General features: G+C 54.0%; 19 protein-coding genes. 1 reads left to right on the plus strand and 18 read right to left on the minus strand.

All coding sequences use genetic code 11. The features are described from left to right. Positions 1-105 precede the first annotated feature (105 nt). From SIK69_RS08035 to tssB, 18 genes are read right to left on the minus strand one after another with little or no spacing between them, the layout of a single operon-like run. Entirely contained in the window at positions 106-462 is a 357-nt protein-coding gene (locus SIK69_RS08035; protein WP_319785828.1) for a DUF4150 domain-containing protein, read from the minus strand. Between the two features lies 1 nt (position 463). Next, on the minus strand, positions 464-1,705 hold the full coding sequence (locus SIK69_RS08040; RefSeq protein ID WP_319785829.1) for a DUF2169 family type VI secretion system accessory protein: 1,242 nt from the start codon (positions 1,703-1,705) through the stop codon (positions 464-466). Between the two features lie 11 nt (positions 1,706-1,716). Continuing rightward, positions 1,717-3,726: a type VI secretion system Vgr family protein gene (locus tag SIK69_RS08045; protein ID WP_319785830.1), complete on the minus strand. Its 2,010-nt coding sequence runs from the start codon at positions 3,724-3,726 to the stop codon at positions 1,717-1,719. A gap of 27 nt (positions 3,727-3,753) precedes the next feature. Continuing rightward, complete coding sequence (locus SIK69_RS08050) at positions 3,754-5,067, minus strand: VasL domain-containing protein (RefSeq protein WP_319785831.1); 1,314 nt, start codon at positions 5,065-5,067, stop codon at positions 3,754-3,756. 12 nt (positions 5,068-5,079) lie between these two features. After that, complete coding sequence (tssM, locus tag SIK69_RS08055; protein WP_319785832.1) at positions 5,080-8,601, minus strand: type VI secretion system membrane subunit TssM; 3,522 nt, start codon at positions 8,599-8,601, stop codon at positions 5,080-5,082. Positions 8,602-8,627: 26 nt separating this feature from the next. Then, entirely contained in the window at positions 8,628-10,010 is a 1,383-nt protein-coding gene (tssA, locus tag SIK69_RS08060) for a type VI secretion system protein TssA (RefSeq protein ID WP_319785833.1), read from the minus strand. 5 nt (positions 10,011-10,015) lie between these two features. Next, positions 10,016-10,687 carry a type VI secretion system-associated protein VasI gene (vasI, locus tag SIK69_RS08065; RefSeq protein WP_319785834.1) on the minus strand — a complete coding sequence of 224 codons (672 nt, stop codon included), beginning with the start codon at positions 10,685-10,687 and terminating at the stop codon, positions 10,016-10,018. Then, positions 10,684-11,484 carry a helix-turn-helix domain-containing protein gene (locus tag SIK69_RS08070; protein ID WP_319785835.1) on the minus strand — a complete coding sequence of 267 codons (801 nt, stop codon included), beginning with the start codon at positions 11,482-11,484 and terminating at the stop codon, positions 10,684-10,686. Before SIK69_RS08070 ends, vasI begins: the two co-directional genes overlap by 4 nt. Next, on the minus strand, positions 11,481-14,081 hold the full coding sequence (gene tssH, locus SIK69_RS08075; protein ID WP_319785836.1) for a type VI secretion system ATPase TssH: 2,601 nt from the start codon (positions 14,079-14,081) through the stop codon (positions 11,481-11,483). Before tssH ends, SIK69_RS08070 begins: the two co-directional genes overlap by 4 nt. Continuing rightward, positions 14,078-14,860, minus strand: coding sequence for a type IVB secretion system protein IcmH/DotU (icmH, locus tag SIK69_RS08080; RefSeq protein ID WP_319785837.1), 783 nt, complete (start codon positions 14,858-14,860; stop codon positions 14,078-14,080). The genes tssH and icmH overlap by 4 nt, the downstream gene beginning before the upstream one ends. Then, the gene (gene tssK / locus SIK69_RS08085) at positions 14,860-16,206 is read right to left on the minus strand and encodes a type VI secretion system baseplate subunit TssK (RefSeq protein WP_319785838.1); all 1,347 of its coding nucleotides are present in this window, start codon (positions 16,204-16,206) and stop codon (positions 14,860-14,862) included. Before tssK ends, icmH begins: the two co-directional genes overlap by 1 nt. 2 nt (positions 16,207-16,208) lie before the next feature. Further along, a complete protein-coding gene (gene tssJ / locus SIK69_RS08090) occupies positions 16,209-16,754 on the minus strand; it encodes a type VI secretion system lipoprotein TssJ (RefSeq protein ID WP_319785839.1) in 546 nt (181 codons plus the stop codon). Then, positions 16,751-18,046: a type VI secretion system-associated FHA domain protein TagH gene (gene tagH / locus SIK69_RS08095; protein ID WP_319785840.1), complete on the minus strand. Its 1,296-nt coding sequence runs from the start codon at positions 18,044-18,046 to the stop codon at positions 16,751-16,753. The genes tssJ and tagH overlap by 4 nt, the downstream gene beginning before the upstream one ends. A gap of 20 nt (positions 18,047-18,066) precedes the next feature. Then, entirely contained in the window at positions 18,067-19,116 is a 1,050-nt protein-coding gene (tssG, locus tag SIK69_RS08100) for a type VI secretion system baseplate subunit TssG (RefSeq protein ID WP_319785841.1), read from the minus strand. Then, positions 19,080-20,885, minus strand: a complete 1,806-nt coding sequence (gene tssF / locus SIK69_RS08105) for a type VI secretion system baseplate subunit TssF (protein WP_319785842.1) — start codon at positions 20,883-20,885, stop codon at positions 19,080-19,082. The genes tssG and tssF overlap by 37 nt, the downstream gene beginning before the upstream one ends. Next, on the minus strand, positions 20,885-21,322 hold the full coding sequence (tssE, locus tag SIK69_RS08110) for a type VI secretion system baseplate subunit TssE (RefSeq protein WP_319785843.1): 438 nt from the start codon (positions 21,320-21,322) through the stop codon (positions 20,885-20,887). The genes tssF and tssE overlap by 1 nt, the downstream gene beginning before the upstream one ends. 6 nt (positions 21,323-21,328) lie before the next feature. Continuing rightward, positions 21,329-22,810: a type VI secretion system contractile sheath large subunit gene (gene tssC / locus SIK69_RS08115; RefSeq protein ID WP_319785844.1), complete on the minus strand. Its 1,482-nt coding sequence runs from the start codon at positions 22,808-22,810 to the stop codon at positions 21,329-21,331. A gap of 27 nt (positions 22,811-22,837) precedes the next feature. After that, positions 22,838-23,335: a type VI secretion system contractile sheath small subunit gene (tssB, locus tag SIK69_RS08120; RefSeq protein ID WP_319785845.1), complete on the minus strand. Its 498-nt coding sequence runs from the start codon at positions 23,333-23,335 to the stop codon at positions 22,838-22,840. 634 nt (positions 23,336-23,969) lie between these two features. Here tssB and SIK69_RS08125 point away from each other — a divergent pair. Further along, on the plus strand, positions 23,970-24,488 hold the full coding sequence (locus tag SIK69_RS08125) for an Hcp family type VI secretion system effector (RefSeq protein WP_319785846.1): 519 nt from the start codon (positions 23,970-23,972) through the stop codon (positions 24,486-24,488). The last annotated feature ends 94 nt before the right edge of the window (positions 24,489-24,582 follow it).

Genomic DNA, 24,582 nt, shown 5'->3' on the forward strand with positions numbered 1-24,582 from the left:
TCGTGCCCTGCACCGTGCTGGAGGCAATGGAGTGGTAATAAGCCTCTTCCTGAGCTGGCGTCGGGGCCCCGGTGCTGACGTTGATTACATCGTTATCCATGACCATTATTTCCCGTTCATCCAGAATGTATCACCATGGCGCAGGACCGCCCGCTTCCCTGCCTTAACGCTGGTACTGTGCTCCAGCGGATAACACTTCCCTCCGACCGTGCCGCTCTTTACGCCTTTCGCCACGCCGGGCTGGTCCCCGATCGTGGCAGGAATAAAGCTCTGATTCATCACCACAACCGGACAGCCATTGGCTTTTACGGAGGGGACTTCCTGAGCAGCACTCCCCAGACGGGCAATGACCGGATAAGGAATGGGTGGGGTGGCGGGCCCGACTGGCGTTTTACAGACATCGGGGGTCAGACTGACAACAATCCATTCGCTATTTTTACGAGCCATGTAATTTTCAGCCATGTCAGATAGCCTTTTCTGTCGGGGATGTTGGGGGGAATAGCATCGGATAAATGCAAGCGGGAATCTTCTCAGGATCGGTTTCAAAGCGCGCTTCCATCACCCGAATCGGGGTACTGGCAGAGATGAGATAACGCCAGCAAACCGTCACTTCCAGCCTGTCTGAATCAATATGCAATGTGTCTATTTGCATGCGTTGCGGGAACCAAAGGCCATTGTTCATTCGCAGCAAAATGAACGCGACATGCTCCGGGATCGAAAAGTGCAATGCCCCATCGGGCGAGACCCCCTCCAGGTTTACCGACAGCGGCAGTGCAGGGTAGGGAATTTGCTGTTCAGAAGGCGCACAATTCCAGTAACTGAAATCGAAATCAGCGGGCAGATACGGTTGGCGTGCTGCCAGCCACTCTTCGTCATAGGTGCCAGCCAGTGCCAAACGGGGTTGCCACGCCCGCCCAAACGTTCCCAACCCAATGGGGTGAAAACAAGGTGAGTTGGGATTGGCATTACCCGCGATTTGTGCAGAAAACTCGTCTGCCATAAGTGGGTGTTGCGGATCAAAAATTCGGGGGGCCGGATACCGTTTTGGCTGTTTTGCCCGGGCATACCATGGCGCGATAAAGCCCCGTCCTAATGGATTTCGCGCGCAGGCCTCATGCGCCAGTGGCGCATTCGGGGCCTGTGGATGCTGGGCCTGTTGTTCCGCCGTGAGGAGCGCAGCCCCGTCTATTTCACCCGTTATTTTTTCGTGTTTATCCAGACGACTCTCACCCCCAAACGCCCCTTCCCAGCGCAGAGGATAAGAAACAAAGGGTTCAGGTGGGCTTAGCGACCATTTATCGGTTAACACATGTTGCTCAAAATAGCGCTCACCCGTGACCATCAGTTTTCGGGTCAGCAAAGATACGCCTTCTGCGTTTTTTATTTCTATGCCTACCGGTAGGTCGATACAAGGCTGACGCTGTGCAGACCACGCGGTGGCATTAATAATGACATCGCAGGCCGGTTTAAAAGGCGCGAGATCGCTTTCCTGCAACACAGATGAGGCGTTCACTTTTTCACTAAACTCATCCTCAAGGCAAAGCGGGACTGCATCCTCATCCCGCACCCTAAGCTGATAACCTCCCTGCGCTGCGGGTTGAAGCTGGTAGCCAACTTTCATGACTACAACGTGATTTTCCTCGTCACTGGCATCCAGCATGGCGTACTGCATAGCTGCAAAAGGCGTCAGATTGCGAAATTCCATTTTCCGACTCCTCAGTTCAGGTCGACATCTTTGCCGATGATGTTGACCTGCCCGCTGGCCGAAAAAACAAACTCTGTGCCAGTGATGGTCACTTTGCCATCTTTGTTCATCTTGATTGAGCTCTGGCCACAGGTCAGTTCGATAACATCCCCGGCACTCACCTTCAGTGAGTTCACGACGTCCACACTTTTGCTCATGCCAACGAATTCTGTCTGGTCGAAAGCCACAGCTGTCAGCATTTCAGCCCCAACGGTGATGTCATACATGCCTGCCACAGCCAGAGAACGAATGCCGCCCACAGTTTCAGTGCTCGTCAGCAAAACGGATTCAATTTTGTGCTTTTCTACCGTGTGCGTATGATTTTTTTCGATGGTGGTATTCTGATTTTTTGCCACCGTCACTGACTGATTACCGCCCACCCGTTCGGTGTGATTGTTATCAACGTTGGTGCAACGGTCGTGAAGGACTTTGGTGTTCATATCCTTCTGCGCGTGTAGAAAAAGTTCCTCGCTGCCTTTGGCATCCTCAAAACGCAGCTCGTTAAATCCCTCGCCCTTGTGCGTTTTCGAACGGAATGCCATCTGCGTTTTTGTCCCCGGCAGGCTCCCAGGCGGGATGTTGCTCGCGTGATAGGTTCTCCCCGTCACAATCGGCTGGTCCGGGTCACCGTGCAGAAAATCCACCACCACTTCCTGTCCGATACGCGGGATGGCCAGCACGCCCCAGCCCTGACCTGCCCATGGCTGCGTCACTCGTATCCAGCACGAGCTGGTGTCGTTACTCTTCCCGTACCTGTCCCACAAAAACTGCAGCCGGATACGGCCGAACGCGTCGCAGTAGATTTCTTCCCCGGCCGGGCCCACCACCATCGCGATTTGCGGCCCGTCCATCGCCGGTTTAGCCAGTGGGCCCGGCCGCCAGGTCTGGGTGTGTGGAATGAAGATGAAACTGTTACTCAGGTGCGTGCCCTGCTCGCCCGCTTCCTGCTCCAGCGCCTGCGGCTGTTTGCCCGTATGTTCGATACTGCGTATCTGCCAGGCATGGTTCAGGTCGGGACGCGGATGGCGGCTCAGGCTGAACAGCTGGCCCGGTTGTAGGCTGGCATCGTTGCTCTGGCCCCTGCCCAGGCTGGCGTCGTTGCGCAGGGCCTCCAGCCGGTAACGAGTGAAATCCTTGCCGTGCTGCTCGTCCTTAAAACGTCCCGGGAAATCAAAGTGTTCATAGCTCGCACGCTGGTTGCTCAGGTCGCTTGCTTTGCGATTGAACTGGGCAGCCCAACGGGGATTTTTAAAGGTGTAGTCCTTCAACTGCACCGTGGCGGGCCGTACCTGCGCGCTGCGGGTGAAGGTGGTGACGCACAGCTCCTGCGCCTGCGCCGCCACGTTCGGGTTATAGGGCAGCGTGGCTCCCACCGGAAGTGAACCCACATCGTCCGCGTAGACCACGGTGTTCTGACCTTTGCTGAATTCGAAGTAGTAGAAAATGCCCTCTTCTGCCGTCAGACGCTGGATGAAATCGAAGTCAGACTCCTGATACTGCACACAGAATTCCCGGGCCGGATGTGGATTGCGGAAGCCAAACGCAAAGTCGTTGATGCCGTTTTCTTTCAGCAGCGTGGAGATGATGCTCTCCACCGTCTCCAGCTGGAAAATGCGTGAGTTGCGCCGCAGGCTGGTACGCCACAGCCCCGGACGAATGACCATGCTGTAGCGCGTCTGATGAAAGCCGGTGTCCCCCTGCTCAAAACTCGCCACCATCCCGGTGACACTGCGCTGCATCACGCCCTCCCGCCAGACTATCAGCGTGGCGTCTTTATCCAGCACGGCGGCAAAATCTACCGCCGGGTTCGCACTCGCCAGCCCGACGTTCAGCACAAACGGCTCGGACAGGGATTCACTGAGGGTGAAATCCACCACCGCAAAGGTCTGCGGCGGCAGACCGGAAGCCGTCAGGGTAAACTGTAAACCGCTGGGCTTTTTGCCCCCTGGCACCGGGGATGTTGTCTTGTTATCTGCAAACATAGGTACTCCTTACCTGAATAGCGGGTGTCAGCGGGCAGCGTGCCCCTGCACCATGAGCTGGTGATAACGACTGAGCAGCGCATTCCAGCGCTCATCGGTTTGTTTGATTAACAATGGAGACGGCGGCTGGTTCGCATCCACCGCCACCGACAACTGACGCAACAGCTCTTCCAGTGGCGTGGCACGGTTAAGTTCATTCTGCATCTGGTAAACGGCGGTTTTGAGATACGAGATAGTCAGGCTGCCGTGGGCCTTTTCCTGTTCGACCAACTTTTCCGATAGCGCCTTGAGTTGCAGACGGAGTTGAAAATAGCTGTCCTCTTCGGCGTAGTCCGCTCTGGCTGTCTGTAGTTGTTGCCAGCGCTGTGTCTGGGCGATTTGCAGCGGATCGGTCGGCCACAGGCTGCTGGCCTTTGCCACCACACGGTCCGCCGAGTGCAGTACGGTCAGAGGTGAAAGGTTCTCCAGCACATTTAGCTGCTCTGCGTAAGTGGCGAGTTCCGGTTTGCTCAGCCACAGAGGGGCTGCCGTCACTGGCATCATCGCCAGCGAGGTCAGTTGCTGTTGCAGCGGTCTGACCTGCGTTATGTAAATAGCGACCGCCACAAGTGCGCCGACCAACACGCCTGCGGCAAAACCGAGGATGACCGCCGGGCGTTTTGCCACGGGTGTTGCGACACGCACTTCCACACCTTGTCGCACCGAAGTCTCCGCGTGGTACTCCGTTACAGCAGGCTGTTCCGGCTCAGGTTGCGGTATGGATAAATACACCAGCGTCTGCTTTGGCTGGGTTGCGGGTAGCGGAGGCTTAATCGCCGGAGCGTCTAGCCGCTTCGCGGTGTTTTGCATCAGGTACAATAGGTTTTCGATACGCGGCACCCGGCTCAGTTCGACCTGCTGCAGCTTGTCACACAGCAGCTGTAATGCTCGTTCCGCCCGGTAAACCATCGGCAGGTCCCGGCTTTCGAAGTTGTGTTGGCGCAACTGGCTCCCCACTCTGGCATTGAACCATTCGAGGATCTCTATACGTGCCTGCCCTTGCTGCGGCCACAGCTGCTGCCACTGATTCACAACCATCGCAGCCAACAGCTCGCAGCCTTCGGTGAAGCCGGCCAGCCCCTGTTGGTGAGTGCGCGCCAGGGTGTAATAGGCAGCGGTCTGCAAATCCACGCCGTTGCTGCGAAACAACGACAGCGACAGCGACTCGATCAGGTGCCAGCTCACCCCCGGTCGGGCTGGATGGTTAATTTTGTTGATCTCTTCGCGGATCGCCGTGAACTCAGGCCAGTCCCGGGGATCCGGGCCGGTCTGAATGATGATGTTCCCGGTAAATTCACTCATGCTTCATCGTCCTTAATAGAGCGTATCCGGCAAATTGAAGTGGCTGAACAGACCGCCCGCAAACGGGTTGTCGGACTCATCCACATAAACGCGGTAGGTCATATCACCGCCGTCCACCTTAAAGCGCACATCAAAGCTGCTGCTGTTAACGCTGGTCAGCTCACCGGAGTTGATTAACCTCAGCTGCGCCCACGGGCCGGTAAAGCTCAGGCTTCTCGGGGATTTGTCATTCTCGTTCGGTACCAGGGTGACTTTGCTTTCCACGCCGGTGCGCATGGAGTTTGGCCACACCAGCTGTGCCCGATTACTTGGCCCGTGGGCGTAATCCAGCAGTTGCCCGTCCAGATTCAGAATGCTGCGCCGCTTGTTGCCGCTCAGGGTCACGGGCTCTATGGCAAACTGCACGCCGGGGCCGTTTTGGGTTGAGAAGAAGGTTTCACGGATTTTCTTCGCCAGTTCGAGCTGTTCCAGCACGTCTTCCCGGATCAAGAGCTGCCCGTCGCTGTCTGCCGTCAGATTGTTTTCCACAAACGGTTTCAGATTGCTCTGGTAGAAGGTTTCGAGTGTGCCTTTTGGACCGAAGAAGCGTTCAAATTCGCTGAGCGGCACATCTTCTTTTGCCTGCGGATCGAACGGATAACGCCCGGCCAGATAGGATTGGTACTGCTTGACGATGGTGCCATTCCACTCCACTTCCAGATAGCTAATGGCCTCTTTCATCACCACGCGCCACGCCTGGTCTGCCAGGTCTCCCGCCCAGCGATTTAGCGGCTCTGGCAGGTTCTTCGCCAGTTGCTGAACTTCAAAAATGGGGTCGCTATTGTTCTGATCGAGTCGCAGTTGGACAGCCTTCAGCGCTGCTTTTCCTGGAACCGGCGAGTTCTGGATAGCCAGCAGGTAGCGGTGTAGTTCGGTTAGCTTCTGGTAAACGTTTTGCAGCACGCTGCCTTTGTCGCCGTTTTCTACCAGTACGCTGGTTTCCGGAGCGAACTCACGATTTATACGCAGTAGTAAGGTGTAGTCGGGTTGCGAGAGGAATTTATCGCGATCTTTCCCGGTCAGCGTGTCAGGAATGGCAGGCAAAAGGGTATTGTCACTGAGCGTCTGCAACGCCCGGCGGAACGGCTGTTCGCCGCTGATCACCTGCTCAATCGCATTAATGGCCTGTTGCAGATCTTCAAATTCCCCGACCGACAGGTTATTCATGGCGGCCCGCCATGTGGCAGTGTAGTCACCGATGTATTGTTCGGTGACCTGACGCTGGATCTCTTTACGGTCGGTTTCGCTGTATTCAACGTTTTTGGTCAGGTTCAGCACCCAACTGTCCATCACGGTCAGTTCAATGAACTGGTCGTTCTGCTTCACGAAGTAGTTTTGCAGCCCTTTACGCGTCAGGAATGACGGCACCGTCAGCAACGCTTCATCATTAGGCACAAACACATCGTCAAACCCTGCGCCAATCTGATCACGTAGGTTAAGCGCGGGCGGCAGTGACTCCTGGGCTTTAATGCGCAGGTTCTGGTAAACGCGTTGATAAATCGACAGTTTGCTCAGCTCACGCTGAGCGGCATGGATGGGGCCGGCATACGGCACAAAGCTCTTGATGGCGTACTGGTCCCCCTGCTCGCGCGACTGATGCCAGTCCGTATGTTTCAGGGCGTAGTCCAGATGGCTCATCAGTTGCTGTTGCAACGCCCGCTGGCCGTTGAACTTCTGGCTCCAGAGCGTGCTCATGTACTGTTCCACCCAAGGAATGTTGCGCCCGCTGCCATCTTCCAGCATGCGCATGATGCGCAGGATTTCGAGCTTCTGTTCGCTACCCGCAGGGGCAGCATTCAGTTGCTCAAGCAGACCACTCATCAGGGCAGGCACAAATCGCTGTCGCAGCAATTGCAGATAGGTATTTTCCACATACGGACCAACGTCATTACCCTGGTACAGCCCCATATCCGCGAGCAGGTTGCGCTCCCGGTAGTCACCATACGCAAGCGTCGCGTCACGCACCGGATTGAGCAAAGGGAGGTGTAGATTTCCGTAGCGGTCTTCGCCTGCTGGCATATCCACAGAAAGGAAGTTTTTCGCCTGAGTTAAGACCTCCTGCCCGGCGTGAAAATTGCGCTGGTAATAATATTGCCAGTATCCCCACAGGGTCAGCGCCACCAGCGCACCAACGCCGGAGCAAATCAACATGCGCTTTTGTGAACGCTGTAACCACAGGCTGTTTTCCGTGGCGAGATTGGGTTCTGCAAGCAGGACTTCGCTGAACAACGTTTTTGAGAAATAAGGCGTGGTATCCGCCACCGGCCAGGTCGGGAAGGCTTGCGGTGCAAGGTGATACTGCACAGCAGCAGACTGGGTGAACACATCGTCCATTTGCCCACGCTGCTGCGAAGACGTCAGATACACACCGCGCAGCAACGGATGGCTGTGGTCACCGCTGTACAAGATCCCTTCCAGTAGTTGCAGAACCGCATCGTGCAGCCCCTGCATCTGACGAGTGAAGCTGAAGAGCTGACTGCGCTGCGAGACGTCAACGCTTTGCAGCATCATGTCTGGCATGGCGCTATTCAACTGTGCGATCCACTGTTGCCAAAAGCGCTGTAACTCCTCACGCCAGGCGGTAGCATCCATGCTAAATGTGATGCCCAGCACCTCATCACGCTGGGCTTTGGTCAGCGTTTGATACATCGCGCCAAAACCGTAGAGCAGATCCATTTTGGTCAATACCACGTACAGCGGCACCTGGATGTGCAGGCTGAGCTGCACATCCAACAGGCGTTGGTGCATGTCGGAGATATACGTTTCACGTTGGATTTTATTGGCGGTCAGGAGCTGGTGCAGGTCGACGGTCAGAATGATGCCATTGAGCGGCTGGCGAGTTCGCTCCGAAAGCAGCCAATCCAGCAGACTTATCCACAGATGGCGGTTGAGCAGTGCTTTGTCCGGAGCGTCGCATATCGGCTGTTCGATTAATTCACCGATAGGGTCAATGATCACCGCCTGCTCACCCAGCCAGCAACGCAGCCGAAGTTCTTCCGCACTCTCCATCCGGTGGTGATCCTGCGCCGTGATGTCATTAAGCTTGTAGCCTTCACGGATAAACGCTGTTTTACCGCTTTTTCTAGCGCCAATCACCATGTACCAGGGCAGGCGATACAGAAACGATGGGGTGCCGAGCTGGCGCTGGAGTTGGTGCTTCCAATGATTGAGATAGTGGTTTTGCTGCGCCACGTCCGCACTGATTGGATCGTCCCGATGCTTCGTCAGTTGTAGCTGGAGTTTTTCCAGATACTGTACGCGGGCCATAAATTTCACGGTCAACCAGCAGACGCCCAATAGCACGAGTAAGGCGGTGACCAGCCAGCGGCTAAGCAACGTCTCTAACGGAAGGTACTCCGCGACTTTCCACTGAGATCCGTAAATCCAGACCCAGGCAAGGGTGCCGCAGGCCAGCAGAAACATCACCAACGGGATCGATGCTTTAAAGCGCGGAAGTGCGGGTTTCACGATGCGGATAAAAGACGGCAATTTCATGTGGTACTACTCCTGTTCCCTGGTTGTCACGGTGTTAACTGCCGTTGTTTTTCTGTCAGCAACGTCATCAAGGCGGGTTCCCATTCCCTAAGCTGTAACTGCTCTCCCACCTGCATCAGGCTGTGATACTGTTGACGGGCAAGCGCCGTTAAGCCTGTCTTTTCCAGCAGTTGCGCCCCTACGAGCTGGTTGTAAAAGCATGTTCTGGGTTCGTTTTGCGGCTGGCGTTCAAGCAGTTGTAGCGCCGCCTCCAGCCCCTGTTGTTGGTAGCACCGCCAGATTTCATCCTCCTCAAGCGTGCTGCTGCCCTGCGCCTCGCCTTTATGCTGTTGTAGCCAGGCCGCGGTCTGCGGGGCGAGGAATGGCGTCATGTCGGTGAAGTGCAGTGTGCTCAGGCCTGGCAATCGACTCAGAAAGAGAGTGAGTTCTTGCTGGATGGCCTCCGCCACCGCGTCATACCCAAGCTGTTTTGCTATGCGCACGGACAGCGCGTGGCCGTCGAGCCAGTAAGGCGCAAGCGTGAGGCTCTGTTCTACCTGCTGCCACAGAGGCAAATCGGCATAAGGCAGGCGGGCAAGATAGTCCGCAATGCGATCGCTGGATACAGCCGCCAGCGGTGTGCGGCCATCACGTTGTGCTATTGGCAATGCCGTGATGGATCCCCACACGGCATTGCGGCGCAGACGGTAACCTATCGCCACATCCGGTTGGATCTCACAGAGGATGTCGGCCATTTTTAACATGCTGTGACGCCAGGCTTTTTCGCTGGAATTATCTACCTTCAGGCTGGGGATAAGTGGTGCAGATGCGTTCGTTACCTCGCCCGGTAGCGGGCTGTCTTCCCGACGGGGTGCGGCCTCCTCAACTTTCTCCGGTAGCCGCGCATAACGGTTGCGCAGATCGTCCACCTCTTTTGCCAGCGCCGGTTCGTGGGCGTGCCAGACCTGTGACAGATGCGCCAATAGCTCCTGGCCGTTATCGCGCTGGATGGCATCCGTTTTGTGGCTGAAGCTGGTACTGGCGCTGTCGAACCGCTTAAGAATTTGCTGGGCAAATCGGCGCTTATGCATGGCGTTAGCGGGGGCTGCACTAACCCAGAAATGCTCGATCCAGGCGGTCAGCAGCGAGACCGCCAGCAGCAATTGATCGGGTTCTCCGCCATGTTGTAGGGTACGTAGTAGGTGAACCATCAGACGAAAGTCTTTACTTTTTTGTGCCAACAGTGCGACAAGCCGCCGCTGGATGTCGTCCAGATCCAGGGTGCTGTGCGCCAGCGATCCCAGTTTCACCATCTGTCCATCCAGGTATTCCCATTCCGGGTCGTCATCTGCCAGCGCCTGAGCAACCTGCTCCGGGGTAAGCGGCGTAAGAATTAATGCATGCCAGGAGTGCTGTGGCGAGTTATCCATAAACGTTACCAGTGGCAGGCGTTGCGCAGAGGTTTTACAACCTCCGTCAACTGCGAAATATTAAATGTCAGACGGGGAAATCCCCGCTCCAGGCTGTCGATGGTCAGCGTTTTTGCGGGCATCAGACGCTTGATTTCCTCAATGCCCGCCAGCCCCCGGCTGGACTCCAGCAGGTAGCCGTTTTCACGCAAAAACCACTGGACCGAGAAGCGATCGTTGTCGGCGGCGATGTTTACCGAGCCGTCTTTGGGCTGGGTGGTGAGGGCAATTTGCAGACGCGTAATGTTGTCGATGCAGCTCAGCATTAGCACCGGTCGTGGCGGTGGAATGCCAATCGCCGGGGTGGTGATCACTACGATTGGGTTGCTGCCCGGGATCTGGGTCAGTAGAAACGTGGTTGAGTGGCTGTTACGCCGTTTCTCCTGATCCATTGCTTTTTGCCAGACCGGACCGCTACGGGTCTGGTTGATGGCTATTTCAGTAGTGGTGGATAGCGCCTGGTCGTAACACTCCAACCGAATTAGCGGCGAGGTTTCCTCGCGGCAGTCCATCACCTTCGTCAGTTTCTGCGTGACGGACATCTCCCGTTCAGGCCCCAACGATATGCCTTGTCCTTCTGGAGGGAGCCACTGGCCGACATGGGCAATCAGCGCGGTTACCAATAGCCATGTGCTCATTCTTCACACCTGTATTTCGTCAGCTTGTAGGCCAGCGTGCGGGGCGCAATGCCCAGGCTTTCCGCAATTCGATTTTTGTTTTTGCCGTAAACGCGAATGCGCTGGGTCAGAACGGCGATTTCGAAAGCCTCTACCGCTTTGGGAAGGTCATGAATTCTGCTGTAGTCGTGGGATAGCCCCGGCAAGGTGCTGGATTCATCCGCTTCACGGAGCGTGGCCAGCAGTTCATCCATCTGCTTTTCTCGTTGCTGCTGAGAGGCAAATAAGGCGCTAATCTGGTTAAGTTGCGTGCGCAGCTGTTCGGCCTCCTGCAATTTAATCAGACGATGCTGGAAGACGGAGCAGTACACGCCAAAAATACCGTCGGGGTCCGCAAAGCGTGCAATCCGTACGGCGATGATCGCAATAACCCCGCAGGCGCGCCCGTGGAAATCGAACAGCGGCAAGGCGTACATCCCGCATCCCACAGGCATCTCCTGTACCAGTTCGCGAAAAACAGTATCTTCAATGCGCACGCCCTGCTGCAACGAGTCCCAGACCAGCGGCAAACCGTTGCGCAGCACCTGCACCAGTGGGTGACTGAAGTCATCGATGTTGATATTGAGGTTCATCGTTTCGTAGCTGTTTTCATCGGGATGAAGATAACAATCCAGCCGTCTTTCATTGGCATTGAACATGGCCACCATCAGCGTGCTGAAGCGCAGGCGGTGGTGTTTTATCGCCAAAAAACGGTAAATCAGCTTCTCAATGGAGTTGTCATCCAGTAATGCCAGCACGCTTTTAAGCCGCTGCCTCATGCCGCCTCCTCAACCTGCGCGGTAAACTCGCTTCCTTCAACCAACAGCCTGATGAAGCGAATTGCCGAACCCGCGGCCATTTTTTGCAGCAACAGTAAAGAGAGCGGAGGCAGCAAGGCACCGTCGATAATTGATTCCAGCATTCGGGCACCGTTTTCCGTACGCGTGGCGCGCAGCAGGATTTCGTCTATGACCTGCGGGTCAATGATGACTTCGGCGTTAAAACGCTGGCGCAGCAGGCTTTCCAGGCGGTTCAATTTGCCGTGAATAATGGTTTGCAACGTGGACCTGTCCAACGGCAGATACGGCACCACTTCCATACGGGCCAGCAAAGCTGGCTTGAAGAAAGCGGCCAGTTCCGGATACAGCAGCGCGTTGATTTGCTCTGGCTGTGCGCTGTTATCCACGATGGTCTGGTAACCCAGATTGGAGGTAAGAAAGAACACCACATTTTTGCAGTCAATAATGCGGCCTTCACCGTCTGCCAACTCGCCTTTGTCGAAAGCCTGGTAGAACAGGTTCAGCACGTCCGGATGCGCCTTTTCCACTTCGTCCAGCAACACCACGGAATAAGGTTTCTGGCGAATTGCCTCGGTCAGCACACCACCCTCCCCATAGCCGACGTAGCCTGGCGGGGAGCCAATGAGACGTGAAACGGTATGCCTCTCCTGGAATTCTGACATATTGATGATAGTGAGGTACTGGCGGCCGCCGTACAGCAGGTCGGCGATTTGCAACACCGTTTCTGTTTTGCCCACCCCGCTCGGCCCAACCAGCAAAAAAGCCCCCATTGGGCGGCCAGGGCGACGCAGATCCGCCCGCGCAGTGAGCAGGTGTTGATGCAAACAATGGATAGCCGTACTCTGGCCTTTAATCTGCTGCCCCAGAAAGTCCGGTAATTCAGTCACCACCGTCAGTTCGCTTTGTGAAAGACGATTCAGCGGCACACCCGTCCATTCGGCAATCACCGCCGCAATCTGGTGTTTATCCACGTGCGGCGAGACGAGCGTCTGGTGCTGTTGCAACACGTTAAGCTCGGCATCCAGCGCCGCCAGTCGGACTGTCTGTTCGTCGCTGGCGCTCTCTTCCTGAGTCAGTAATTGTGACCTGACATCAATAATTTCCTGCACCAGGCGCTGCTGGATTTTCCAACTGGCGTTCAGCTCTGCAAGCTGTGTTTCGATAACTTCCCGCTGCTGGCATAGCTCATTTAAACGCTCGCTCGGGCTGCCGAGGTTCAGTCGCTGTTCCCGCTCGAGGATCGCGATTTCCATCGCTTGTTGGTGCCGTTGCGTTTGCAACGCTGAAACCTGGCGAGGTGCGGAAGTCAAATTTATCGCCACCCGCGCCGACGCGGTATCCAGCACATCTATGGCTTTGTCCGGTAGCTGGCGGCCAGACAGATACCGGTCGCTTAACACGGCGGAGGCTTGCAGCGCTTCGTCGTCAATTAGCACGCCGTGCGCCTGTTCATAAAGAGTGCGCAGACCCCGCATGATGATTGTCGCCTCTTCCGCACTCGGTTCAGAGACCTTGACCAGTTGGAATCGACGAGAAAGCGCGGCGTCTTTTTCTACGTATTTTTTATATTCACCCCAGGTTGTGGCGGCGATGGTTTTCAGTTCGCCACGGGCCAATGCGGGCTTTAACAAATTGGAAATGTCCAGCCCGCCCTGCTGGTTGCCCGCGCCGATCAGGGTGTGAGCTTCGTCGATAAACAAAATGATCGGCGTAGCGGACTGGGCTATTTCGGACATGATGCCTTTGAAGCGTTTTTCGAATTCGCCTTTCACCGCCGCCCCGGCCTGGAGCGCACCCAGATCCAGTGTCATCAGTTCGCTGTTAAGCAATTTCTGCGGCACCGCCTCGGCCACAATACGCAAGGCAAGCCCTTCTATTAACGCACTTTTACCTACTCCCGCCTCTCCGACAACAATGGGATTGTTTTTACGGCGGCGGCAGAGAATATCGATCATCAGGTCGATTTCCGCGTCGCGGCACAGCACCGGGTCGAGTTGACCGTTGCGGGCCTGTTCAGTCATATTGCTGGCGTAACGCCCCAGGTGGCTTTCATCGCCTGACGCCATTGGAGCGGTATCGTTCCCAACCTCAGCCTGAGTGATTTCTGCGGAGTCGCTAGTCCACTGCGCAAAGTTCTGCCGCAGCAGTTCACGGTTTACTGAAGAAAGCGCGCGATTTGCGTTAGGTGTCAAATAGCGTAACGGGCTGAGCAGTAGCGTCAGGAGCATTACACCGCTGCGAAGCTGACGGTGTTCCATCTCAATAGATGCCAGTAGCCAACTGTCTTGCAACCATTCCACCAGCAGAGGTGAAAAGCTCGGATATGCCTGTGCCATCGTCTGGTAGTTGGCAACGCGCTGATCGAGAAGGGTCTGCAACTCGTCAAGATCAACGCCGGCACGGTTCAATATTTGCCGCACGTCGCTCAGCGGGGTGGCGATCATCTGGCGTAGCACCTGGGAGACGGTAATTTCGACTTCCTGCTGGCTAACGCAATGGGCCGCGGCGGCCTCCAGCGCATGGCGGGCAATCGGATGCAGGCGGTTTACCAGAGTAGGTAAATCAATCTGGATCATTTCGGTCCTTCCTTGCTCAATAAGTTGTTGAGTTGCTGCAAGATATCCTGGCTTTGGGCATGCAGATTGAGTGCGTAAAACGCGTAGATCACCACCAGTAATCCCAGCCCACCCCAGAGAACATGTTTGATGGAAAGCCGCCTGACCAATTGGTAATGAGCGCCTGAACACCCCGATTTTTGATGCAGCACGGTGGCTGGAGCTTCCCCGCGCAACTGGTGGAGCTGGTGATGCAGACGGCTAAACAGACGCTCAAATTCATCGCTATTTCGCAGGGTCACTTTGTAGCGCCCGCGATAGCCCAGGCAAAAACAGAGGTAGATAAATTCCAGCAGTTCCTGGTAGCGCTTCGGTTCGCCCATTAAGCGCTCCAGCAGAACGTAGACTTTCTCTCCGCCCCATGTTTCGTTGTGGAAATGCACCAGCAGCGACTGCTGCAGCCAATCGTTTTGCGAGTTCCAGCCGTGGCCCAGCGCGGTTTCATCAATAAAAGTGCACAGTACATAGCGAAACGAGACGATCGCCCCTGGCTCGTAACCTTTGGTTTGCAGAAACTGTTCAATGGCGCGAATATCCGCGACCACCTGCTGGTAGAGCTTGTCCGGCAACGGATGGTTTTCCATCTCTTTGAGACGTAGCACCATGCCAAGCAATGGCGTAGCGGCATCCACCATCGCATTCAGGCTTTCGCCACGCAGCGGGAGTTGATAGTGCCGGTAAGAGGCGACCGTTTCAGGGGCCGCAATCAGCACGTCGTGTGTGACCGCATCCGTTTTCATTAGCTTCCCCTGATGGCCCAAAACTGCATGTCCAGTTCAGGGAAGTCGCCTGAGACGTGGAAAGCGATGGCATTACTTTGCTGGATCTCTTTCCAGGCCGCACTCTGCCTGTCGAGCATGAAATAGGTATAGCCAGAGTGATACGGCAATTGGCGTGGCGCAGCGGAGAGCGCCACCAATGGCACACCCGGAAGTTGCACGCTAACCAGCTCGCGGATTTTCTCCAGCGAGGTGATTTTGGTTTGTTGCACAAACTGGCGACGGAGCTGCTCTTGTGGGATCTGCGCTCGTACAGCAAGTACGAAATCGGCGCTGCGCAAAAGATCCCGGTCATTGATCGTCGCCACACGAATACCGTGCGCCTGCATATGCAGTTGGATGGACACCGCTCGCGGCGTCAGGACAGTGCTCAGCACCTGCCGCAGCGACTGGAACAGCGGCTGAAAGGTATCGGTGAGATTATCGTGGTTGTACACCGGAAAGACGCCCGCGATGCGCGCCTCATCGGTAAAGGTACGCAGCTCGCCACAGGTCTGCACCAGTTGACAATAAAAATACTGTGGATGCAGAACCGCCTGATGTGCCAGATGGGTAAACAGCGGTTGTACCCGATTAAAGACCTGCAACATCATAAATTCAGCGACATCGGCAATGCCCTGCTGGCCTGGAGAACCGATGCGTTTAGCCAACAGGCGGGCACGTTCGACCAATGTCCCCTCCACTTCATCCATGAAGCTTTTGAGCGAAACAGAGACAGGCAGCGTTGTACAGGTAGGAATAAAGTCGTCGTCCAGCACTAACGCACCGTCCGGGCGTTTTTCTTTGATGCGACAAAGCGGGAGCGCCGTGTACGCACTGAGATCTTCTGACCCCTGCATCAGCCGTGGAGTAAGCTGCGCCAGCGCTAACTGGCTGACATCCCCCCCATCAGTATGGAGATCCCGCACGTCATCAAGATATTCACGGTAGCGAATAGTGCTCTGAGTCTGCCCCTGCTGGCCGACAACTTCGTTGATGGCATCGTTGAGCATTGGCAACGCCAGATAGATATCCCGACCAAGGGTATCGTTGCAGTTAAGTACATCCAGCGGTTTCGGGCAGTTGTCCTGATAAGGCATCTCAAAAATTGAACCGTCGGGCATGCTGCCGCTGGCGGCACTCACCCCAATGCGCCCAAGTTTTAACAGATCCTGGTTGATGACCAGCGAATGAAACCCGTAGCCATAGCTGTGCATAGTGCTGAAACGCTGATGCAGCTGGTAGTCATTGTGACGCTGCTGTTGCTGAAAGTGCTGGGGCTTGATAAACAATCCTTCGCGCCAGATCACTCTATTTTTCGTTGGCATACTTATTCTTCCTCTTCCCTTAGTTCGATCTCGTTAGCCCTGAGGTGGATCAAAATTTGGTAATGCTGGCCAATACTTTTGACCTTTATCGTCTTCTTCCACTCGCTGTGTTCGGCATCGGCAAACCAGGCCACCACGCCGATGTAGCGGGTTTTTTCTTCAAGCGGGATGGGGGCCAGCGCTTTGTACTGGTCCGCCAGCAGGGTATATTCCTGGTGATCGAGGTAGTTTTTGCCGAGACTCTTCTCCAGTGTGGCGGGGGTCAGTTGGTCGCGATCCGCCGCGAGCAGCTTCGAGTCTTCGCTCAGGTAGATAACGGCGAATTCAACAGGCGTGGCCTCCCCCTTCGTATTCGGATTGGTGTTCGGTTCGGCCAGTAATATCATTCTGACGGTGGAAGGTTGTTCGTCTGCTTCCCCCACAGTGACATCGGGATTGATGACGACTTCGCCAATTTTTTTGGTCACTTTCCAGGCGCTGCACCCTGCCAGCAAACATGCCGTGCACAGCACCAGGAGCAGGCGTAAGTTGATGGTGTGCTTTATCATTCGCTGTCTTTCATTCCCTGACGCAGCGCCTGGTCATACGCCTGGCCATAGACTTCGCCAAACAGCTTTTCAAAACCCTGCTGGCGGCTGGATGAGAGCTCCTGGTAGTAGTTTTTATACATTTCCCACGCCCAGGCAGAGTCTCGGTCCTGGCGTTCGTTGCTGCGCAGATACTGGGTGAAGCGCGTCAACAACCGCTGGGGCGAGAAGGCATCCAGCATGGTGTTGAGCGCCTGAGCGATGGCCTGTTGATTAGCCTGATGGTGCAAACGCAGATTATGCAGACTCTCTGCCACCGCAGCAGGCGCAGCAAGATGCACCGGGCTTTTGCCATCCGCAAACAGCAGGCTTAGCGTGGTGTCGTAGTCCATATTCAGGCGCAGCGGGTTATCTTCCAGCGGCCGCAGATGTTTGTCCCTCAGCCCGTGCTGGCTGCGCTGAAGGGCAAGCAGCCCTTCAATTGTCGCCTTGAGCGTTTTACCGGCTTCTTCCAGGAAGTCATTCGCTTCCTGACTGTTGCGGATAGGCAACTGTGCATCAAACCCGCGCATCAATGGGGTAATCGCCACATGAAGCTGGGTTATCTTGTTCTCCGGCTCGTTATCCTGGGCCGCTATGTAGGACTTGATATGAGGGAGATCTAAATACTCCTGCTCCATCATTGGGCTGCTATCCGAGAGCGGCGAGGCAGCAAGCGGGCTGCGGTCACTATCCTGCCCCAGGATCGGGTCGATATCCGAACTCACCGTATGGGGGTTCTGGGTGGTCAAACTTTCGGTTTCAAGCACCCGCAGAGGGTCGCGACTGAAACTGTTTACTACGGTAGAGGCCAGACGGGCCTCCTGCGAATGGGGGGAGGTATGCGATGCCCCACCCTCCATCATTGCTTCCAGAGGGTTGCTATAGTTAGAAACCAGAGATTCTGGCGATACGGTGAATGGATCGACCATTCCGGCATTTGAGTAGGCGATATGGCATCTGAACGTTAGGGTGTGAAGGGCAATTTCATCCCCTTGTTGCAGCAGCACAAACCCAGATTTCTCCGTCAGTACGCTTTGGTTGATGGTGATGGCGTCGTTTAATACCCGCAGGCAGAAAGCGCCGTCGCGCCATTCGATGGCGAACGCCGAGGCATGGACACTGCCGCTCTGATCCTGAATCGACCAGGGATGACTGGCATCGCTTCCCACCGTGCCGCCGCCCAGATGGAATAAGTGGCTTGCCTGCTTGCCACTCTCCAGTTTGTCGCTGTTGATGACCCGTAATGACAGCGTTGGCTGCTGATTATCCATGAGTTAGTGAATCCTTATTGTTATTCCATCACGCTGATGGTTACGTGCGGCTTCGTTTCGGGTTGCCCCAGAAAACTGGTCCAGCCCAGCAGGTTGTTCTGTTCTGTGCCCAACACCATGCCGCTTACCTGCTGTTCCGCCAGCCCCAGACGTAAATCCCACGCGAACTGGTCCCGCATAATGAACGCCACGAACATCACCAGCGGCGCATAGTTAGACCCTTCGGGTAAGAAAGATAAAAACTGATCGCGGGTCAGTCGGTTAATGCACAGCAGGAACTTGCCGCTGCGATCTGCCACCCTGGCACCAATAGAGAAATTGACACCCAGCACCGACTTCTGCTGATAGTTGTTACCGCGTACCCGCACCCTGCTGCCCAGGCGGTTCTGCTGATCCGCAGCAATGTTGACCTTGCGCAACTGCCAACTGTTAAGGGTGACATCCTCGAGGTTGAAGCAGTGGGAAACGAGGCTGCAAATCACCTCAGGGGCACGCCCCGGGCTTGCCAGCAGGCCCGCGTAGGCGAGCATTTTCTCGTGGTTAATTTGTAATTTGTTGCGGATTGCCGTGCTGCCCAGCCCTACCAGAGCAAACATCCGCTGGGAGAAGTCGTCGCAGCCTTTGTTGAAGCAAATGTAGTAGCGGTATTTGCGCCAGATCTGATGCAACAGCGTCAGTAACCGGTGGTTGAACACGTTCATGAAATCCGTTAACCGGTTTTCATTTTGCGCCTCCTCCCAAGCCAGCGAATCCAGGTAATATCCCGGCAGCGGTGATTGGCTGCCATGCAACCCCAGGAACGAGACTTCCAGTTCGAATTGGTTACGCGGCGAGGCGTGCAGCGCAATGATGTCCCGGCTGGGGAACGCCAGACTCGCAGAGGATTTAAAGCGGATTGCCTCCTTCGCTGGGTCTGGATTGTGGGGGGATTTTTCCCACGCTACCGCCAATTGGTGGAGAAGCTCGACCAATTGGAAGAAGTTGTAACGTGTAACATCCAGCTCCACTGCGAGCGCTGTGCCCTGCTCAAGCCTTACATCAGTGCGTGTTGCCCCGTTTGTACTGGCCATTCGTAACATTCCTGATTATCAAGATTGGTAACTTTTAAGAGGTGAAATGCATTGACGCTGGCATACAACGAGAAGAAATGCGCCAGTACGGTACTGAAGAGATAAAGCTCCCCCTCCGAGCTGAAGGCGCTTTGTTCCAGCCACAACGTGGTTTGTAATCCTCTTACGGGCAACCCACGGAACAGGCGGTCAACAGGTTGCGTTTCGATACGCTCAATGGCATCCAGCCTCCGTTGTGAAGCCCTGGCGGACTGGCGGCTATGCATACTCGGGAAGTCATAGGTGTGTAAAATCTGCTTAAGGGCATCTTTGTCCAGCAGTGACATATAATTCAAAGACATATTGGAAAGCAGTGACCAGTGCAGGCTGCCATCTATCACCGGGTAGAGCGGCACGGAAGGTCGCGTAATATTGCGAAACGTCGCAAACGATGGGCTTTCTTTTGTCGGTTGGTTGATATCCCCCACTCGCAGCAACAAAGGCCATTCCCGATTGGTGCACGTCAGCCCGATGGAAATGATTTCTTTGTTCATCACGACTCTGGATTCGTCGCTGCGCACGAAGGAAATAAAATGATCAAAGCCTTTATGGAATTGAGCGTTCTTGACCCGCAACCGATAGTAGAGCGCATCGCGCGCCTGGGCGTGTTCAACCTGATGGTGGAAGCTTTCAAAAGAAGTGAATGACCGTACTCGCCCTCTCATAAGCCCCGGTATGTCACCGTTTGCCTCTAGCCAGCTGTCCACGCTATCAACGGAGAAAATATCGAAGTGATCTGCATGGGAATAACTGGCGCGCAGTGGGTATTCCGCCTGGGTGCCGTCCAGTTCAATGGCTTCACTGTCGCGCTCGAAGAGGTTCACTGCTGGCGTACAGTTCAGGCGTAGCGTGGTTGAGCGAACTTTTATCTCAGGCGGTAACGCCTGGGAGAAGTAGAATTTCAGCGTGAATTCGCTGGCATTAAGTTCGGGGGGGAAGTCTACAATGCCCGTGACATCAAAGAACAGGAAGCCCTCCGGGAAGCAAAAATATTCCTGCAAAATGCGATAACCCATATAGGCATTTTTGGTGTACGGCAATAACGCGTCTTTGCGGGCAAATCCGACTGGGGCAAAGTCAAAGTCGGGCATTGGGATAACGGTGCCATTTACCATTAATTCTGCCCGTTCGAAATAATGGCTGATCCAGAAATAAAGCTGGGTGCTGGTGTAATAATCTTCACCCAAATAAAAGCGCAGCTTATTGAGTTGGAGATCCTGCATATTCAGTTCAGTTTTCGAGGCGAAATCGATGCACAATATGCCTTGCTCATTGCTGTTGTTGGCGTAAATATCGCGAATAGCCATTGGGAACAACCAGAGATCCCGGCACAGCCTGAAAGTACACTGTGGCCCACTCAAGCTCTCTTCTTGTTGAACTTGTTGAGCGATCGGCACGCTCAGCACCTGAGTACCACGTTCAATCAGCGTGGCCTGGGTGACCGCGCTGTCATCCAGCGTATATTCGATGATCGTCATACTGGGAACAGGCCGTAAATAGTTAGGCCACAGCATGTTTAACAGGCCGTGAGTTAATTCCGGGAACTGATCGTCAATTTTTTCACGCAGGTTACCCGTTAAAAAAGCAAAGCCTTCCAGCAGACGTTCAACGTCTGGGTCAGAACCCTGTTCAGATAAAAAAGCGGCGAGATGTGGCCGCTCAATCGCGGCATCACGGCCTAATTGCCGGAGATAATCCAGCTCATCCCTGAAATATTTTTCGAACGACATTAGGCATCCTGACTAAAGCAGTAACGACGGTTGTTGTTCAACTGGATATTGAATTCAACCACATCACCCATATCGTCGAAATCGACACAGGCTTTGATATGAAAGCTGAGCAGCAGCGGGTCTGCATCACTGATAACGGACTGAACCGTCGCGGAGGAAATGCGCGGCTCATACCCCTCAATACACTCTTTAATCGCCCGCTCGATGCTGGTTCTGAAATCGGAGGTGGTTGCCGTCGCGTCGTTGAAATCAACAACGCCAAGACCGACGGCGCTTTGGCAACCTCCAGGCCGCGAATTCAGGACTTCGATTAAGTGCTGCTGGACCGAGCAAATCAGGCCGGAAAGACGGCTACGAGAGGAGGAGTTTCCCTCCCCTTGTATGCGCTCGAACAAGCTGGCAGAACTTCCCCGCACCCAGTTAAGTAACGCAGCCATTCCTTGCTATTCCTTATCCAGACGGCCCACCAGCGACAGCTCGAAACTCGCACCCATATACTTGAAATGCGGACGCACCTGCATTGCCACCTGATACCAGCCCGGATCCCCTTCGACATCCAGCACCTGAATTTGTGCGGAACGTAAAGGACGACGACTGCGAACATCTGTCGGCGGGTTCTCCTGGTCTGCAATGTATTGCTTAAGCCAGTTGTTCAGCTCACGTTCCAGATCCTGACGTTCTTTCCACGAGCCAATCTGCTCACGCTGCAACACTTTGATGTAGTGCGCCAGGCGGTTGATGATAAACATGTAGGGTAACTGAGTGCCCAGCTTGTAGTTGGTTTCTGCCATTTTCCCTTCGCGGGTATTGGGGAAAACCTTCGGTTTCTGCACCGAGTTCGCCGAAAAGAATGCCGCGTTGTCGCTGCCTTTGCGCATCGTCAACGTGATAAATCCTTCTTCGGCCAGTTCAAACTCACGGCGGTCGGTAATCAGTACTTCTGTGGGGATTTTGGCCTGAATCTGCCCCATGGCTTCGTAGAGATGGACAGGCAAATCGTGTACTGCACCACCACTTTGTGGACCGATGATATTCGGGCACCAGCGGTATTTAGCAAAGCTGTCGGTCAGGCACGAAGCCAGCAAAAAAGCGGTGTTACCCCATAAGAAGTGTTCATGGTTTTTACTGACATCTTCATAGTAATTGAAGTTTTTGATCGGATTTTCGACCGTGGAATACGGTAAACGCAGCAGAAAGCGCGGCGTGGTTAACCCCAGGTAGCGGGAGTCTTCTGACTCACGTAAAGCTCGCCATTTAGTATGGACCGGGCCTTCAAAGACTGAACGCATATCCTTGATGGCGGGCAGCTCGGTAAAGCTATCAATGCCGAAGAAATCGGGTGCAACGCTGGAAAGGAACGGTGAATGCGCCATGGCCCCGACCGCGCTGACATATTGCAACAGCTTCATATCAGGCGCGGTATTGCTAAAGGCATAGTTACCAATGATGGCTGCCGTTGGCTCGCCACCGAACTGGCCATAACCGGAGGAGTAGACGTGCTTGTAGAAGCCGGACTGGATGATCTCTGGCGAGAATTCAAAATCTTCCAGCAGCTCAGCTTTCGTCGCGTGCATGATATTGATTTTGATATTTTCACGGAAGTCGGTTCGGTCAACCAATAGCTTCAGCGAACGCCAGGACGACTCGATTTCTCGGAACGCTGGGGCGTGGAGGATTTCGTCCATCTGCGCGCTGAGCTTTTTGTCCAACTCAACGATCATCCGGTCAACGAGGATTTTGTTGATTGGCTCTTCGTTGACGCCGGTATCCAGAATACTGGCAATAAAGGCCGCAACGCCTTGTTTCGCCACGTCATACCCGTCGTTGCCCGGGATCAGTCGGGTTTGAGACATGATTTCGTCGAGGAGAAACGTTGAGCTGACCGGTTCCTGCGCTAAAACTGCATCTTCTTCTTGTAAAGACATACGTTGAATTCCCTTTATCACGCGCAATTATTTTTGATTAAGCATGTCCAGCTCTTTGAGCAACTGCTCACGCATCGCTTCGTTACCTAGCAAATCCTGTAGACGCGAACGGAACGCGGGAATATTGCCCAGCGGCCCTTTCAGAGCCACCAACGCTTCGCGAAGTTCGAGGATTTTTTGCAGTTCTGGCACTTTTTTCGCGACATTATCCGGGGAAAAATCATCCAGTGAATTTACGGCTAAAGTAACGGGCAGCTCTTCTTTACAGTCACCGTCAAGGTGGTTAGGGACACTGAATGCCAGGCTGATATTGGCTTCGTTCATCACAGCGTTGAAGTTGTTTTTATTAATCGACACAACTTGGCGCTCTTCAATAGCGGTATCTTCACGTAGACCTTTCAGATCGCCTACGACTAATAAATTTAAAGGCAATTCAATTTCTGAGACCTGGTCGCCCGTATTCGGCACATATTTGATGTTTATCCTTTCTTTAGGAGCAACACTACTTTGTTTACTCTTACTCATAACTCGTCCTTTTTTGTACCAATAAGGGATTGCGATGTGCATTCTTGTTTCAGCTACAAGAGAACCGTTTCAAATAAAGTGAAACTTCCTTCAACCAATGACTTTCAACTAATAATTATAATGAATAAACAGCACCAATAAACTGTCCGATGCCGGACAAAATAAAATGAAGAGATATTTATCTCATTAGTAATGTGAGTTACCCATCCTCACAAACTTCCGAATAAAAGTCCAGTGCATCTATTTCCCACATACGGTGCAAGTCCTTTTATAGACATGTATCCATTCAACAGCGATCGCAAAAATAAATCATCAATTTTCAAATCATACCTTCATAAACAGAGGGTTAAGAAACAAATTAACAATTTATTCATATATTAGGTCAAATTCAGCAGATGAATTTAATTCAAATGACAGAATAAAAATCTGGTTTTGCAATCATTATAATTTTTATATCTGCAACCACAAAAATAAGAAACGTGATGTTTTCATGCATATTGGACACCAAAATAAAACGCTTTATAGTGCCCTGCCGTTCTCAGATATCGGGTCTGATTACAGCGCAGAGAGAGCAATATAGCATTCGCAAAGATTGCTCCAAATCAAGTTAACCCCAGAAGAAAGGATATCTAGCATGCCAACTCCAGCGTATATTTCCATCACCGGAAAAACTCAGGGAAACATTACCGCCAGCGCATTTACGGCAGAATCGGTGGGTAATATTTATGTACAAGGTCACGAAGATGAGATGCTGGTTCAGGAATTCGAGCATATTGTCACCGTGCCGACCGACCCACAGTCCGGTCAGCCCGCAGGCCAGCGCGCCCACAAACCTTTCCGTTTTACCGTGGCGTACAACAAAGCGGTGCCGTTGCTGTATAACGCATTAGCATCGGGTGAAATGCTGCCATCGGTAGAACTAAAGTGGTACCGCACCTCTATCGAAGGTAAGCAGGAGCATTTCTTCACCACCAAACTGGAAGATGCGACGATTATCGATATTGATTGTAAAATGCCCCATTGTCAGGACGCCACCAAGGCGGAGTTTACGCAGTTAGTTCGCGTTTCTTTGGCTTACCGTAAGATTAACTGGGAGCATACAACGGCGGGCACTTCCGGTGCCGATGACTGGCGTGCTCCGATCGAAGCATAACGCCATTAAATACCTGGCTCTGAGCAAGCCAACAATCCTGATGGAGTTGAACCGATATACGGTTCAACTCTTTTTTGCAAACGCAGCGCGCTGC

Source organism: Scandinavium lactucae (genome assembly GCF_033843265.1).
Taxonomy (GTDB): Bacteria; Pseudomonadota; Gammaproteobacteria; order Enterobacterales; family Enterobacteriaceae; genus Scandinavium; species Scandinavium lactucae.